The sequence below is a fragment of the Klebsiella electrica genome (assembly GCF_006711645.1).
Classification (GTDB): domain Bacteria; phylum Pseudomonadota; class Gammaproteobacteria; order Enterobacterales; family Enterobacteriaceae; genus Klebsiella; species Klebsiella electrica.
Genome location: NZ_CP041247.1, coordinates 4,888,329 through 4,903,454 on the forward strand (window position 1 = coordinate 4,888,329; position 15,126 = coordinate 4,903,454).

A 15,126-nucleotide genomic window follows, 5' to 3' on the forward strand; every position below is an offset into this window, starting at 1 on the left:
GGAAGTATGAGCCTGACTATTCGCTTAACCGGCACCGGCGGCGCCCAGCTGGTTCCGGTTTTCGGCTGCGACTGCGCGGCCTGTCAGCGTGCGCACAGCGATGAGGCTCATCGCCGCCGCCCCTGTAGCGCGGTCGTGACCTTCAATCACGCCGTCACACTGCTGGATGCCGGGCTGCCCGATTTGATGGATCGCTGGCCTGCCGGCCATTTTCAGCAGTTTTTGCTTACCCACTATCATATGGATCATGTTCAGGGATTATTCCCGCTGCGCTGGGGCGTCGGCGCGCCGATCCCGGTGTTTGGCCCGCCGGATCCCGAAGGCTGCGATGACCTGTTTAAACACCCCGGCCTGCTGGACTTCAGCCATACCGTTGAGCCGTTTGTGGTGTTTGAACTCCAGGGATTGCGGGTGACGCCGCTGCCGCTGAATCACTCGAAGCTGACGTATGGCTATCTGCTGGAGTCGGCGCACAGCCGGGTAGCCTGGCTGTCGGATACCGCCGGATTACCGGAAAAGACGCTCAAATTCTTACTGAATAACCAGCCGCAGGCGATCGTGATCGACTGCAGCCATGAGCCGCGCCCGCAGCCGCCGCGCAACCACTGCGATTTGAATACGGTACGCGCCATTAACCAGGTGCTGGCCTGCCCACGGGTCATTCTGACCCATATCAGCCACCAGTTTGATCTGTGGCTGATGAACCATCCGCTGCCGCCGGGGTTTGAGGCCGGCTATGACGGCATGGAGATCGTGCTGGATTAATCTTTGACCCGGCCTGCGCGCGTCACCACGGCGATGAACGACAGCACGGTTAATCGTCGTCATCCAGTCGTCGCTGGTCGTCCTCCAGCTGCCGCCGATCCTGATCCAACTGGCGCTGGCGATCATCGAGCTGACGGCGACGATCTTCTATCTGTCGCTGCCGATCGTCGTATTGCCGTCGGCGATCGGCGCTATGCTGACGGCTATCCTGGTAACGTCCGTCATCATAGCGGTCTTCGTCATCAGGGCGGCTATCGCCGGGGTTATAGGCATCATTAATCGCCTGCTGAATATTACCGATTGCGTCATCAATAATATCAGCGCGCGCCAGCTGACTGCTCAGCGACAGCGTGCAGAAGATTAAAGCGGTAAAGTAACGTTTCATAGGGCCAGTCTCTTCAGGGGGCTGACCCTACGTTAATCAACGGTCGTCACGGCGAGTAGCGGAGGAATCTCAAATCCGCGACTGTTCAAGCGCGGTAATCGCATCAATTCGCGTCTGATGACGTCCACCTTCATAATCGCTCCCCAACCAGACATCGACAATCATTTTTGCCAGCTCAAGACCTACCACGCGCGCGCCGAAGGCCAACACATTGGTATTATTATGTTGCCGCGATAGCTGGGCCGAATAGGGTTCACTGCACACCACCGCGCGAATGCCGGGGTATTTATTGGCGGTTATGGAGATCCCGACACCGGTACCGCAGATCAGGATCCCACCCTCAGCTTCGCCTGTCAGAATGGCCTGCGCGACAGCGCTGGCATAACGGGGATAATCGGTACGCTCAGGTGACCATGTTCCCTTATCCAGCACCTCGATCCCCCGCAGTCGGAGATGCGCCACAATATCATTTTTAAGAATAAACCCGACGTGATCACAGCCAATTGCAATCCTTTTCATACTTAACCTCGCCTGTTTTTACTTTACGAATATCGATAAAGTTGTGATTTAAACCGGAATAACCGACCAGGAAATCGGCCTGAACCCGGTCTGACGTGCCATTTTTACCTCGCTAAAATTCACAAATCAAGCAAGAAAAATGGATACCTCATGTTACCTATCGTTTTAAATTTTACGAAAAAAAGATAAAAACAATTGTTTTATAAAGAGTTATTTAAAAATAGCCAAACTCAAAACTTTATAAAAGATAAAACTTTATAAAATTAATATTTTTGTGAAGTTGATTGTATCTTTTCTGTTTTGCCTGTGGTGATATAGTGACGTCTTCACTTTATGGACAAGAGAAAGCGATGAGTCAGTCAGAATCCAGTTCGCTCCCCAACGGTATCGGCCTCGCCCCCTGGCTACGCATGAAGCAGGAAGGAATGACCGAAAACGAGAGCCGAATCGTCGAATGGTTGCTTAAACCCGGCAATCTGAGCGACGCTCCCGCCATTAAAGATGTGGCGGAAGCGCTGTCGGTTTCCGAAGCGATGATCGTTAAGGTCTCCAAACTGCTCGGTTTTAGCGGTTTTCGTAACCTGCGTAGCGCCCTGGTGGAGTATTTTTCGCAATCTGAACAGGTCCTTCCGGCAGAGCTCTCCTTTGATGAAGCACCTCAGGACGTGGTGAATAAGGTTTTTAACATTACCCTGCGTACCATTATGGAAGGTCAGTCGATCGTTAATGTCGATGAAATTCATCGCGCGGCACGTTTCTTCGCCCAGGCCAACCAGCGCGATCTGTACGGTGCCGGTGGATCAAATGCTATCTGCGCCGATGTACAGCATAAGTTTTTACGGATCGGCGTACGCTGCCAGACATATCCGGATGCGCATATCATGATGATGTCAGCCTCGTTGTTGAAAAAAGGCGACGTCGTGCTGGTCGTCACTCATTCCGGGCGCACCAGCGATATTAAATCGGCAGTAGAGTTGGCCAAGAAGAACGGTGCTAAAATTATCTGTATTACCCATAGTTACCATTCACCGATTGCTAAATTAGCTGATTTTATTATTTGCTCGCCAGCACCAGAAACTCCTTTATTAGGGAGAAACGCCTCAGCGCGTATTTTACAACTTACCTTATTAGATGCTTTTTTCGTTTCGGTAGCCCAACAAAATATTGAACAGGCCACTTTAAATATGCAAAAAACCGGCGCCATTGTTGATTTCTTTTCACCAGGAGCGCTGAAGTAAATAATAAACACCGATCCCACCACGGTGGGATCAATATTACTGTATCCTACACCGAGAATACTGTCATGAATAAATACCTGAAAATTTTCAGCGGCGCGGCTATGGGCGTAATGTTATCTACCAGCGCTTTTGCCGCGGCCGATTACGCTGTGGTATTAAAAACATTATCAAATCCTTTCTGGGTTGATATGAAAAAAGGTATTGAAGATGAGGCCAAAACGCTGGGAGTCAGCGTTGATATTTTTGCCTCGCCTTCGGAAGGGGATTTTCAATCACAGCTGCAGCTATTCGAAGACTTAAGCAATAAGAACTATAAAGGCATCGCTTTCGCGCCTCTCTCGTCGGTCAACCTGGTGATGCCCGTGGCGAAAGCCTGGAAGAAAGGGATTTATCTGGTCAATCTCGATGAAAAAATCGATATGGATAACCTGAAGAAAGCGGGCGGTAACGTTGAAGGTTTCGTCACCACAGACAACGTCGCAGTGGGGGCAAAAGGAGCCGATTTTATTATCGAGAAACTGGGTGCTGAGGGCGGCGACGTTGCCATCATCGAGGGAAAAGCGGGTAACGCGTCAGGCGAAGCCCGTCGTAACGGTGCAACGGAGGCATTCAGAAAAGCCAGTCAGATCAAGCTTGTTGCCAGCCAACCAGCCGACTGGGATCGCATTAAGGCGCTTGATGTTGCCACTAACGTGCTACAGCGAAACCCTAACCTGAAAGCCTTTTACTGTGCGAATGACACAATGGCAATGGGCGTTGCCCAGGCCGTAGCCAACGCCGGTAAAAGCCAAACGGTTCTGGTGGTCGGCACTGACGGTATCCCTGAAGCGCGTAAAATGGTTGAAGCCGGTCAGATGACCGCAACGATTGCGCAAAATCCTGGCAATATCGGCGCGACGGGACTGAAGATGATGGTTGATGCTGAAAAAACCGGCAAAGTGATTCCACTGGATAAAACACCAGAATTCAAACTGGTGGATTCTGTTCTGGTCACAAAATAATTTTCCAGAAACGAGTCCGATGCTCTCCCCTTACCCTCCTGACCTCAGGAGGGTAAAAATAAGTAAGGAGTTATTATGCTCACGCCATATATTTCAATGGCGGGGATCGGCAAATCCTTTGGTCCGGTTCACGCATTAAAATCGGTCGATTTAACCGTTTACCCGCACGAAATACATGCATTACTCGGGGAAAACGGTGCGGGTAAATCAACGTTAATGAAAGTTTTATCAGGAATACATGAACCGACCAAAGGCACCATCACGGTTAATAATGTTAATTATGACAAGCTCGACCATAAATTAGCGGCCAGACTCGGCATCGGCATTATCTATCAAGAGCTCAGCGTCATTGATGAATTAACCGTAATGGAAAATTTATATATCGGCCGCCATCTGACGAAAAAAATCTGCGGCGTCAATATTATCGACTGGAAAGAGATGCGCATCAGAGCGGCAATGATGCTACTACGCATCGGATTAAAGGTCGATTTAGACGAGAAAGTTGCGAATCTGTCGATCAGCCATAAACAGATGCTGGAAATCGCTAAGACACTGATGCTCGATGCCAAAGTACTGATCATGGATGAACCCACCTCTTCGCTGACCAACAAAGAGGTGGATTACCTGTTCCTGATCATGAACCAGCTGCGTAAAGAGGGGACCGCCATCGTCTATATCTCGCACAAGCTGGCGGAGATACGCCGGATCTGCGACCGCTACACGGTGATGAAGGACGGTAGCAGCGTATGCAGTGGCATGGTCAGCGAGGTCAATAACGACGATATCGTACGTCTGATGGTCGGCCGTGAGTTGCAAAACCGCTTTAACGCGATGAAAGAGAACAGCGGCAACATCGCGCGCGAAACGGTATTTGAGGTAAAAAATGTCACCAGCCGGGATAAGAAAAAGGTCCGCGATATCTCCTTTAGCGTCAATCGCGGTGAAATTCTCGGCTTTGCCGGTCTGGTGGGCTCCGGGCGTACCGAACTGATGGATTGTCTGTTTGGTGTTGATAAGCGGAGCAGCGGCGAAATCATCCTCAACGGTAAAACTATTACCCCACGCTCGCCGCTAGATGCCTTAAAAAAAGGAATGGGCTACATCACGGAGAGTCGCCGGGACAACGGTTTCTTCGGCAATTTCTCTATAGCGCAAAACATGGCTGTCAGCCTGAGCCTGAAACACGGCGGCTATAAAGGGGCGATGGGGCTTCTCCATGAAGAGAACGAGCGTAAAACGGCGGAGGCACAGCGCAAATTACTGGCGCTGAAGTGCCATTCTGTCGATCAGAGCATCACCGAACTTTCCGGCGGTAACCAACAAAAGGTCCTGATATCCAAATGGTTATGCTGCAACCCCGACGTCATTATTTTCGATGAACCGACGCGCGGAATCGACGTCGGTGCGAAAGCCGAAATTTATAAAGTGATGCGCCAGTTGGCGGATGACGGAAAAGTCATTCTGATGGTGTCATCCGAGCTTCCTGAAATTATCGCCGTCTGTGACCGCATCGCCGTGTTCTGCGAAGGGCGGCTGACGCAAATTCTGACCAATCGCGACAACATGAGCGAAGAGGAGATTATGGTATGGGCACTGCCGCAAGAGTAAAAAGGGAGTCCGATGGCAAAAAGCCGTTCAACTTCGCACTATTCTGGGATAAATACGGCACCTTTTTTATCCTCGCGATTATTGTCGCGATTTTCGGCTCGCTGTCGTCGGAATACTTTCTGACGACCAATAACATCACGCAAATATTTGTTCAGAGCTCGGTGACGGTGCTCATCGGAATGGGAGAATTCTTCGCTATTCTGGTAGCAGGCATCGACCTGTCCGTAGGGGCGATTCTGGCGCTTTCTGGCATGGTAACCGCCAAACTCATGCTGGCAGGCGTCGATCCGTTCCTCGCTGCGCTGATTGGCGGGGTGCTGGTCGGCGGCGCGCTAGGCGCGATTAACGGCTGCCTGGTCAACTGGACCGGCCTACACCCGTTCATTATTACCCTCGGTACCAACGCGATTTTTCGCGGCATCACCCTGGTTATCTCCGACGCCAACTCGGTCTATGGCTTCTCTTTCGCGTTCGTCAATTTCTTTGCCGCCAGCGTATTGGGGATCCCGGTACCGGTCATCTTCTCGCTTATTGTGGCCGTGATTCTCTGGTTCCTGACCACCCGGATGCGGCTGGGCCGCAATATCTACGCCCTCGGCGGCAATAAAAACTCCGCCTTCTACTCTGGCATCGATGTGAAGTTCCATATGTTGCTGGTGTTCATTATATCCGGCATCTGCGCCGGGCTGGCGGGAGTGGTCTCGACGGCACGTCTCGGCGCCGCGGAGCCTCTGGCCGGGATGGGCTTTGAAACCTACGCCATTGCCAGCGCCATTATCGGCGGCACCAGCTTCTTTGGTGGTAAGGGGCGCATTTTTTCAGTGGTGATTGGCGGCCTGATCATCGGCACCATCAACAACGGGCTGAATATTCTCCAGGTACAAACCTACTACCAGCTGGTGGTGATGGGTGGATTAATTATCGCGGCTGTCGCCCTCGACCGTCTTATCAGTAAGTAAGGAATTTATGATGAAAATTGCCCCCTCTTTAATGTGTATGGATCTGCTGAAATTCAAAGAACAGATCGAGTTTATCGATCGGCATGCAGATTACTTCCACATCGACATCATGGACGGTCATTTTGTCCCTAACCTGACGCTCTCGCCGTTTTTCGTCAGCCAGGTGAAGAAGCTGGCCAGTAAACCACTGGACTGCCATCTGATGGTCACCCGACCACAGGATTACATTAGCCAGCTGGCGCAGGCAGGTGCGGACTTTATCACCCTGCATCCGGAAACTATTAACGGTCAGGCTTTCCGCCTGATAGAGGAGATTCGTCGCCATGGCATGAAGGTCGGGCTCATTCTCAATCCGGAAACACCGGTTGAAACGATGAAATATTACATCCACAAGGCGGACAAAATTACGGTGATGACCGTCGATCCGGGTTTCGCGGGCCAACCCTTTATTCCTGAAATGCTGGAGAAGATCGGCGAGCTAAAAGCGTGGCGAGAACGTGCAGGACTGGCCTTCGAGATTGAGATCGACGGTTCGTGCAATAAAGCGACCTATCAAAAACTGATGGCGGCAGGCGCGGACGTCTTTATCGTCGGGACCTCCGGTCTGTTTAACCATGGCGATAATATTCACGACGCGTGGCAGGTCATGGCAGAGCAGATTCTGGCGGCCAAAAACGAGGTATTCCCTCATGCAAAAACAGCGTAAGGTCGTCGCAGGAGTGGACATGGGCGCAACCCATATCCGCTTTTGCCTGCAAACCGCACAGGGCGAGACTCTGCATTGCGAGAAGCTGCGCACCGCTGAAGCGATCGCGCCTGACGGTCTGGTGAGCGGGATCACGATGTTGATTCAGCAGCAGCTTGACCGCTTTCAGGCACATTGCTGCGGCCTGGTGATGGGCTTTCCGGCATTGGTCAGCAGAGATAAACGGACGATTATCTCCACCCCCAACCTATCGTTACCGCCAGAAACCTTGCGTACGCTAGCCGATGAGCTGGAGCATTCGCTGGCCTGTCCGGTCGAGTTTTCCCGCGATGTGAATCTCCAGCTCTCATTTGACGTGCAGGAAAATGGTTTGCAGGCTCAACAGGTGTTAGCCGCTTATCTCGGTACCGGCATGGGCTTCGCCATCTGGTTAAACGGCGGGCCGTGGACAGGTGCACATGGCGTGGCGGGAGAGCTGGGTCATATCCCGCAGGGCGACAACGCGCTCATCTGCGGTTGCGGTAATCATGGTTGTCTGGAAACCGTCTGTTCCGGTATCGCGCTCAAACGCTGGTACGAACAACAGCCGCGCAGCTATGCGCTTGGTGAACTGTTTTTGCACGCCACTGAGGAACCCTTTGTACAGGCCCTCCTGCTCCATGCCGCCCGCGCCATCGCCACCAGCATCAACCTGTTCGACCCCGATGCGGTGATCCTCGGCGGTGGCGTGATGGACATGTCCGGTTTTCCACGCGAGGCGCTGCTCGCCATGATAAAAGCGTATATTCGCCGCCCGTTGCCTTATCAGGCAGTGCAGTTTCTTGCCGCATCGTCCTCAACATTTAATGGTGCTCAAGGGGCTGCGGCGCTGGCCCGCAGCCGCTATTTGCCACAACCTGTCGCAGCGCCTGCATCAACTGTGTCCGACTGAAGGGTTTGCGCAGCAGCTCCACGTCCGGCAGCGCGGGATTGTGCGCCGGACGCAGATCCTGACCGCTGATCAGCAGCACCGCCACCGTCGGGAAACGGCGCTGGGTTTCGTTAATCACCTCGGCTCCGCTCAATCTGCCCGGCAGCATCAGGTCGCTAATTAGCAGCGCGATTTCCGTCGAAGCCTCAAGTAACTGCAGCGCCTGCTCTCCGTTCCCGGCTTCCAGGGTTAACCAGCCGAGCTGATGAAGCTGCTCGCAAAGAGTCTGACGCACATCGGCCTCATCCTCGAGCACCAGCGCCAGCCGCTCGCCGCTCACCGTCTGCTCGACTTCCGGCAACGTGCCGCCGGTCGGCGCCTGCACCGCCGCACGCGGCAGCTGTAAACGCACCGTGGTTCCCTGGCCCGGCGCGCTCTCAATAGCCACCCGCCCGCCGGACTGGCGGACAAAACCATAGACCATCGACAGCCCCAGACCGCTGCCGCTGCCGGTTTGTTTGGTGGTAAAAAACGGTTCGAACACCTGGGCCTTAATCTCCTGCGACATCCCGCTGCCGTGGTCAATCACCTCCAGCGCCACCATATCCTGACGCCGCCCGTCGCTGCGGGCCACGCGCTGGTTCCAGGTGCGCAGCTTGATAACCCCGGCACGCCCTTCCATTGCATCGCGAGCGTTCATCACCAGATTGATAATGGCGTTTTCCAGCTGGCCGACGTCTATCCAGGCCGGCCACGCGGGTGACTGCGCCTCAATCTCCAGACTCAACGTCGTCGGCAGAGAATGGCGCATCAGCTCGCCCAGGTTTTCCAGCAGCGGTTTCATCGCCACGGCATTGGGGTGCAGCGCCTGTTTACGCGAGAAGGCCAGCAGCCGCTGGGTGAGCAGCGCGCCGCGCTCTGCGGCCTTGCGTGCCCGGGAGATCCGCGCCAGGTCCGCGTCCTGCGGCTGAACCAGTTCAAGACTGCCGATAATCACCGCCAGCAGGTTATTAAAATCATGCGCCAGACCGCCGGTCAGCTGGCCAACCGCTTTCATTTTCTGGCTGTGAACCAGCGCCTGCTCCAGCCCTTTGCGTTCGGTCCTGTCGAGCACCACGTTGACCAGCCCCCGCCCGGGTACCGGGCTAAAACGCAGTTCAATAGTGCGGCCGCTCGCCAGCAGGAGCTCCTGGGGTTTGGGCAGCGGGCGGGCCAGATTGTCGCGAATATGTTCCGCCAGAGGGGCGGCCTGCCCCAGCAGCTGTTGATAGTGAATGCCGCGCTGCAGGTCATTGGCCGCCAGCCCCAGCAGCAGCGGATACTGCGGATTCCACACCACCAGCAGCCCCTGATTATCAAACAGCGCGAAGCCGTCGCGCATGGCATGAAAGGTGGTCTCCAGCAGGGTACTTTTTTCTTTCAGCAGCTGGGAGGTATGGGCCAACGACGCGGTATTGCGGGCAAAGACGTTGAAGGCGCGCGCCAGCTCTCCGAGCTCATCGCGTCGCTGAAGCCCCGGGACAGAGACCTCCTGCTCGCCGTAGGCCAGACGCGACATCGCGCGCGAGATAGCGGTCAGACTGGAGCCGAGGTTACGGTAGATATACCAGCCGGCGAAGCCGGTTATCACCAGCGCCAACAGCGCCGACAGCAAAATAAACATGCTGATGGAACGCAGCTCCTGATGGCTCTGTGCCGCCCGTAGTTCAGACGCCTGCGCGACCCGGGCAACGTACTGATTAATATCGCTGTTGAGCAGCGCCACCAGCGCCTTAATGTGAAACATATACCAGCCGATGGCCAAATCGCTCTCCTCCAGCTGCGCCGATAACGGCTCCAGCCTGGCCAGCTCGCCGTTGAAATCCTGCAGAATTGCCGCCAGCGTTGGGTCGCGGCTGGTTGTCGGCAGAAAATCTCTCACTTTGTCCAGCTGCTGGACTATCGATCGCGGCGTCGACGTATGGATGGCCGCAACGATCAGCCGATCCATCTCCGCCAGCGGCCGGGGATCGATCGCGTCCGCGCCATGCCGATCGTTAAGATCCTGAATATGCCGGAGATAACTCTGATTCTGATACAGCGAACTGAGCAGTTCATTACGCTGCAGATGACGACGCTGCCCGCGTTCCAGCATGCCGCTGACGCTCTGCTGCAGCTCATTGCTGCGGCGAATAATATTGCCCACCAGCGCCAGCTCCTGTTGCGCCAGCGGCGCGGCGGCGAGGTGAGAGAGTGAATATTTCAGGGCCTGCTGAGTCTCCAGCAGGCGTTCAGCTTCGCTTTTATACTCCAGCGCACCGACCACCTGCGAGAGGCGAACCGCCGAGGTGGCGACGTTCGCGGTATCACGCGCCAGATTCATGCTGCCGGTCATATCGTCCAGCGTCTGCTGCTGCACCTGCTCTTGCAGCAGGCTGGCATGGCGAAAACCCAGCAGCGAGACGCCAGCCACCATCAGCGTAACCGCAACCATCAGCAAATTAAACGACAGCAGGCGCCCGCGAGCGCTGGTGAAAAACCGGTAGCGATAGGATGGCATGGTCAGCTCCACGATCTTTTTATTTATCCTGGCGGTTGCTGACCCACAGCGGGAGAGCCATCGCGCATAATTGTGAGCCAGATTCAGTATTCATCAATATGACAAATATGAACGGCGTCTGACATTTTGCATTTATTGTTGTGTGGTGCACTGCGATCCTCGAAGACACTCGCAGGAGAGCCACCATGCAGGGGACACCGGTACTATCCATGCGCAATATTGCCAAAGCCTTTGGCAAGTTTTATGCGCTGAAAGGCGTCGATCTGACGGTCTGGCCCGGCGAGATCCACGCCTTAATGGGCGAGAACGGCGCTGGCAAAAGCACGCTAATGAAGATCCTCGCCGGGGCGTATACCGCCACCAGCGGCGAGATCCTGATCGACGGACAGCCGCAGGTGATTAAAGGGCCAAAAGATGCGCTGGCCGCCGGGATCACCCTGATTTACCAGGAGATGCAGCTGGCGCCGAACTTAACCGTCGCGGAGAATATTTTTCTCGGCAGCGAACTGGCGCGCGGCGGGCTGGTGCAGCGCAAAGAGATGATGAATCAGGCCCAGGCGGTCATCGATCGCCTCGGCGCCCAGTTCAGGGCCAGCGACCGGGTGATGGCCCTGACCATTGCCGAACAGCAGCAGGTGGAGATCGCCCGCGCCCTGCATCGCAACAGCCGGGTGCTGGTGATGGATGAGCCCACCGCCGCCCTCTCCTCCCGCGAGACTCATCGCCTGTTTGAACTGATTCTGCGCCTGCGCGACGAAGGGATGGCGATTATCTATATCAGCCATCGCATGGCGGAGGTTTATGAACTGTCTGACCGCGTCAGCGTGCTGCGCGACGGCCAGTACGTCGGCAGCCTGACCCGCGACAAGCTCAACGCCTCCGAACTGGTGCGAATGATGGTCGGCCGTCCGCTAAGCGACCTGTTCAATAAAGAGCGTGATATTCCGCCCGGCCAGCCGCGCCTGCGGGTAGAGGATTTGACCGACGGCGGCAAAGTGAAGGCCAGCAGTCTGGTGGTACGGGCGGGGGAAATCGTCGGCCTCGCCGGTCTGGTCGGTGCCGGTCGCTCCGAACTGGCGCAGCTGATTTTCGGCGTGCGCCGGGCCACCGGCGGCGTCATCGAGATTGATGGCGAGCCGGTAGTCATTCACTCTCCGCGCGCAGCCATCGATCTGGGCATCGGTTTTCTCACCGAAAACCGCAAGGAGCAGGGGCTGTTCCTTGAGATGGCGGCGCAGGAGAACATCACCATGGCCACCCTCGAACGGGATGCCCGCTGGGGCATGCTCAATCGCAAAAAGGCGCAGACTCTCTCCGACGATGCTATCTCCCTGCTCAATATTCGCGTGCCGCACGCGCAGGTACGTGCTGGCGGCCTTTCCGGCGGCAATCAGCAAAAGCTGCTGATCTCCCGCTGGGTCGCCATCGGTCCGCGTATTTTACTGCTTGATGAACCGACGCGCGGCGTTGACGTCGGTGCCAAAAGCGAGATTTACCGCATCATGACCCAGATGGCGCGCCAGGGGGTGGCCATCCTGATGATCTCCAGCGAACTCCCCGAAGTCGTCGGCATGAGCGATCGGGTCTACGTCATGCGCGAAGGCAGCATCGCCGGCGAACTCCAGGCCGGCGACATCAGCCAGGAAAGCATTATGACGCTGGCCACCGGCGTTAACGACTCTCACCTTAAGGCGGTATCACCATGACAACACAGAAAGAGAGCGCCGCGCAGCCGGTGGTAAAATCGGTATCAGCGAAGAAAATCCTGATGGGCGATCTGGTACAAACGGTCGGTATTTTGCCGATTTTGATCCTGATCGTCGCGGTATTTGGCTTTATCGCTCCCAACTTCTTTACCGAAAGCAACCTGCTGAATATTACCCGTCAGGCATCGATCAACATCGTCCTCGCCGCCGGGATGACCTTCATCATTCTGACCGGAGGGATCGATCTGTCCGTCGGCTCGATTCTCGGCACGACCGCGGTCGCCGCCATGGTGGTGTCGCTGATCCCGGAGCTGTCGCTGCTGTCGATTCCGGCAGCGCTGATGCTCGGCCTGCTGCTCGGTTTGTTTAACGGCGCGCTGGTCGCCTTCGCCGGACTACCGCCGTTTATCGTGACGCTCGGGACCTACACGGCCCTGCGCGGGGCCGCCTATCTGCTGGCCAACGGCACCACGGTGATTAACTCCGATATCAGCTTCGAATGGATCGGCAATGATTACCTCGGACCGGTTCCGTGGCTGGTGGTGATCGCCCTGATAGTGGTGGCGGTGTGCTGGTTCATTCTGCGCCGCACCACCCTGGGCGTTCATATCTACGCCGTAGGCGGCAATATGCAGGCGGCAAGGCTCACCGGGATCAAAGTGTGGCTGGTGCTGCTGTTCGTTTACGGCATGAGCGGCCTGCTCTCCGGGCTGGGCGGCGTCATGAGCGCCTCGCGGCTGTACAGCGCGAACGGCAACCTCGGCGTCGGTTATGAGCTGGATGCCATCGCCGCCGTTATTCTCGGCGGGACCAGCTTCGTCGGCGGCATCGGCACGATCACCGGCACGCTGGTGGGGGCGCTGATTATCGCCACGCTCAATAACGGCATGACGCTGATGGGCGTCTCCTATTTCTGGCAACTGGTGATCAAAGGGGCGGTGATCATCATTGCGGTGCTGATCGACAAATACCGTACCCGACATCATCAAAGTGCATAACAACAATACCCTACAGACAGAGGAAAACAGCATGCGTTTGAAACCCATAGTAACCGCACTCTGTGCTGGCGCGCTGCTTGCCGCGGCGCCCTTTACCCAGGCCAAAGAGCTGAAGTCAATCGGCGTCACGGTGGGGGATTTAGCCAACCCGTTCTTCGTACAAATCACCAAAGGCGCGGAGCTGGAAGCCCGTAAGCTGGCCGGAGACAATGTGAAAGTGACGCTGGTCTCCAGCGGTTACGATCTCGGTCAGCAGGTGGCGCAGATCGATAACTTTATTGCCGCCAAAGTCGACATGATTATCCTCAACGCCGCCGACTCAAAAGGGATTGGCCCGGCGGTGAAACGCGCGAAAGATGCCGGGATCGTGGTGGTTGCGGTGGACGTGGCCGCCGAAGGCGCCAATGCCACCATCACCTCTGATAACACTCAGGCGGGAGAAATGGCCTGTAAATACATCACCGACCGCCTGAAAGGCAAAGGGAATGTGGTGATTATCAACGGGCCGCCGGTTTCCGCCGTGCAGAACCGCGTCGAAGGTTGCCAGGCCGAGTTTGCGCGCCACCCGGATATCAAAGTGCTCTCCTACAACCAGAACGCCAAAGGCAGTCGTGAGGGCGGCCTGGAAATTATGACCTCATTGCTGGCCGCGAATCCGAAGATCGATGGCGTCTTTGCCATCAACGATCCGACCGCGATCGGTGCCGATCTGGCGGCCAAACAGGCGCAACGTCATGAGTTCTTTATCGTTGGCGTCGACGGGAGTCCGGACGGCGAAGAGGCGCTGAAACGTAAAAACTCGCTGTTTGTGGCGACGCCGGCGCAGGACCCGCAGGTGATGGCGGCGAAAGCGGTAGAGATAGGTTATGACATTCTGCAGGGTAAACCGGCGCCGACCGCGCCGGTGCTGATCCCGGTGACCCTGATCGATAAAAACAATATCGGTAGTTACAAAGGCTGGACCGTGAAGTAAGGGCATTATTTCCCCCGCTGGCCCCGCATCTGCCGGGGCTACGCCGCTCTGTCGCCGTGGATAACATCCGCGGCGAACACATAGCCCAGGCCGCGTAGGGTTTTGATAAGCGTCGGCTGATGCGAATTCGGTTCAATTTTGCGCCGCAGGCGCATAATCAGCACGTCAATTGTCCGGTCAAAGACTTCGGTGCTCTCGCTATGGGTCAAGGCCAGCAACTGTTCGCGATTGAGCACCCGGCGGGCGTTTTGCGCCAGCGCCAGCAGCAGGCTGTACTCTCCCTGGGTCAACGGCACCGCTTGCTGTTGCGGATTAAACAACTCGCAGCGAAACGTATCCAGCCGCCAGCCGTTAAAGAGCAATCCCGCGCCGCTGCCCGCGCCTTCAACACCCAGCGCGCCGCTGCGCCTGAGCACCGCCTTCACCCTGGCCACCACCACCCGGGAATTAAACGGTTTGGCAATATAATCATCGGCGCCCATTTCCAGCCCGACCACCACGTCGGATTCGCTGCCGAGGCCGGTCAGCATCACCACCGGTAAATCAGGCCGACTGCGCTGCAGCTGTTGCAGTACCAGCAGCCCGTTAGTGTCGGGGAGAATCATATCCAGCAGCACCAGCGAAATATCCGCCCGCCGGGCCGCCACCGCCAGCGCATCGCTGCCGGTCTGGCACACCAGCACGTCAAAAACATGCGCGCTGAGCACATCGCTAAGCAGTTCGCCAATCGCGCTGTCATCATCTACAACCAAAATGACCGGTTTCATAACTTGCCCCTGCCCGCACGGAACGATCTCTGTCTGATTAATTCAGCAAAGC

The 15,126-nt window shown here is 56.0% G+C and carries 14 protein-coding genes; 10 read left to right on the forward strand and 4 right to left on the reverse strand.

Annotated elements, in window-relative coordinates:
• Positions 1 to 6: 6 nt before the first annotated feature.
• A complete protein-coding gene (gene phnP, locus Electrica_RS23395; RefSeq protein ID WP_141965552.1) occupies positions 7 to 765 on the forward strand; it encodes a phosphonate metabolism protein PhnP in 759 nt (252 codons plus the stop codon).
• A 49-nt stretch (positions 766 to 814) separates the two neighbouring features.
• On the opposite strand, the gene yjdP is transcribed toward phnP, so the two are convergent.
• Both yjdP and rpiB read right to left on the reverse strand, forming a co-directional pair.
• Positions 815 to 1,150: a DDRRRQL repeat protein YjdP gene (gene yjdP, locus Electrica_RS23400; RefSeq protein ID WP_141965553.1), complete on the reverse strand. Its 336-nt coding sequence runs from the start codon at positions 1,148 to 1,150 to the stop codon at positions 815 to 817.
• Positions 1,151 to 1,219: 69 nt separating this feature from the next.
• The gene (gene rpiB, locus Electrica_RS23405) at positions 1,220 to 1,669 is read right to left on the reverse strand and encodes a bifunctional allose-6-phosphate isomerase/ribose-5-phosphate isomerase RpiB (RefSeq protein WP_131049892.1); all 450 of its coding nucleotides are present in this window, start codon (positions 1,667 to 1,669) and stop codon (positions 1,220 to 1,222) included.
• Between the two features lie 350 nt (positions 1,670 to 2,019).
• On the opposite strand from rpiB, the gene Electrica_RS23410 reads away from it, so the two are divergent.
• The 6 genes from Electrica_RS23410 (at position 2,020) to alsK (ending at position 8,112) form a co-directional block, all read left to right on the forward strand.
• Positions 2,020 to 2,907 carry a MurR/RpiR family transcriptional regulator gene (locus tag Electrica_RS23410; RefSeq protein ID WP_004856567.1) on the forward strand — a complete coding sequence of 296 codons (888 nt, stop codon included), beginning with the start codon at positions 2,020 to 2,022 and terminating at the stop codon, positions 2,905 to 2,907.
• A gap of 65 nt (positions 2,908 to 2,972) precedes the next feature.
• The gene (gene alsB, locus Electrica_RS23415) at positions 2,973 to 3,908 is read left to right on the forward strand and encodes a D-allose transporter substrate-binding protein (protein WP_131049890.1); all 936 of its coding nucleotides are present in this window, start codon (positions 2,973 to 2,975) and stop codon (positions 3,906 to 3,908) included.
• A gap of 75 nt (positions 3,909 to 3,983) precedes the next feature.
• Entirely contained in the window at positions 3,984 to 5,516 is a 1,533-nt protein-coding gene (gene alsA / locus Electrica_RS23420) for a D-allose ABC transporter ATP-binding protein AlsA (RefSeq protein ID WP_141965555.1), read from the forward strand.
• Positions 5,495 to 6,475: a D-allose ABC transporter permease gene (alsC, locus tag Electrica_RS23425; RefSeq protein WP_131049888.1), complete on the forward strand. Its 981-nt coding sequence runs from the start codon at positions 5,495 to 5,497 to the stop codon at positions 6,473 to 6,475. The genes alsA and alsC overlap by 22 nt, the downstream gene beginning before the upstream one ends.
• A gap of 10 nt (positions 6,476 to 6,485) precedes the next feature.
• Positions 6,486 to 7,181 carry a D-allulose 6-phosphate 3-epimerase gene (gene alsE / locus Electrica_RS23430; RefSeq protein ID WP_142255935.1) on the forward strand — a complete coding sequence of 232 codons (696 nt, stop codon included), beginning with the start codon at positions 6,486 to 6,488 and terminating at the stop codon, positions 7,179 to 7,181.
• A complete protein-coding gene (gene alsK / locus Electrica_RS23435; RefSeq protein WP_141965557.1) occupies positions 7,165 to 8,112 on the forward strand; it encodes an allose kinase in 948 nt (315 codons plus the stop codon). The genes alsE and alsK overlap by 17 nt, the downstream gene beginning before the upstream one ends.
• Here the strand turns inward: alsK and Electrica_RS23440 are convergent.
• Entirely contained in the window at positions 8,024 to 10,630 is a 2,607-nt protein-coding gene (locus Electrica_RS23440; protein WP_141965559.1) for an ATP-binding protein, read from the reverse strand. The genes alsK and Electrica_RS23440 overlap by 89 nt on opposite strands.
• Positions 10,631 to 10,815: 185 nt before the next feature.
• Between Electrica_RS23440 and Electrica_RS23445 the strand changes: the two genes are divergently transcribed.
• Genes Electrica_RS23445 through Electrica_RS23455 form a run of 3 tightly spaced genes read left to right on the forward strand, consistent with a single transcriptional unit; the run spans position 10,816 to position 14,307 of the window.
• A complete protein-coding gene (locus tag Electrica_RS23445; protein WP_100686575.1) occupies positions 10,816 to 12,336 on the forward strand; it encodes a sugar ABC transporter ATP-binding protein in 1,521 nt (506 codons plus the stop codon).
• Positions 12,333 to 13,334, forward strand: coding sequence for an ABC transporter permease subunit (locus Electrica_RS23450; RefSeq protein ID WP_141965561.1), 1,002 nt, complete (start codon positions 12,333 to 12,335; stop codon positions 13,332 to 13,334). The genes Electrica_RS23445 and Electrica_RS23450 overlap by 4 nt, the downstream gene beginning before the upstream one ends.
• Before the next feature lie 31 nt (positions 13,335 to 13,365).
• A complete protein-coding gene (locus Electrica_RS23455; protein ID WP_131049882.1) occupies positions 13,366 to 14,307 on the forward strand; it encodes an ABC transporter substrate-binding protein in 942 nt (313 codons plus the stop codon).
• Positions 14,308 to 14,345: 38 nt separating this feature from the next.
• Here the strand turns inward: Electrica_RS23455 and Electrica_RS23460 are convergent, their stop codons facing one another.
• A complete protein-coding gene (locus Electrica_RS23460; RefSeq protein WP_131049881.1) occupies positions 14,346 to 15,074 on the reverse strand; it encodes a response regulator transcription factor in 729 nt (242 codons plus the stop codon).
• Positions 15,075 to 15,126 lie beyond the last annotated feature (52 nt).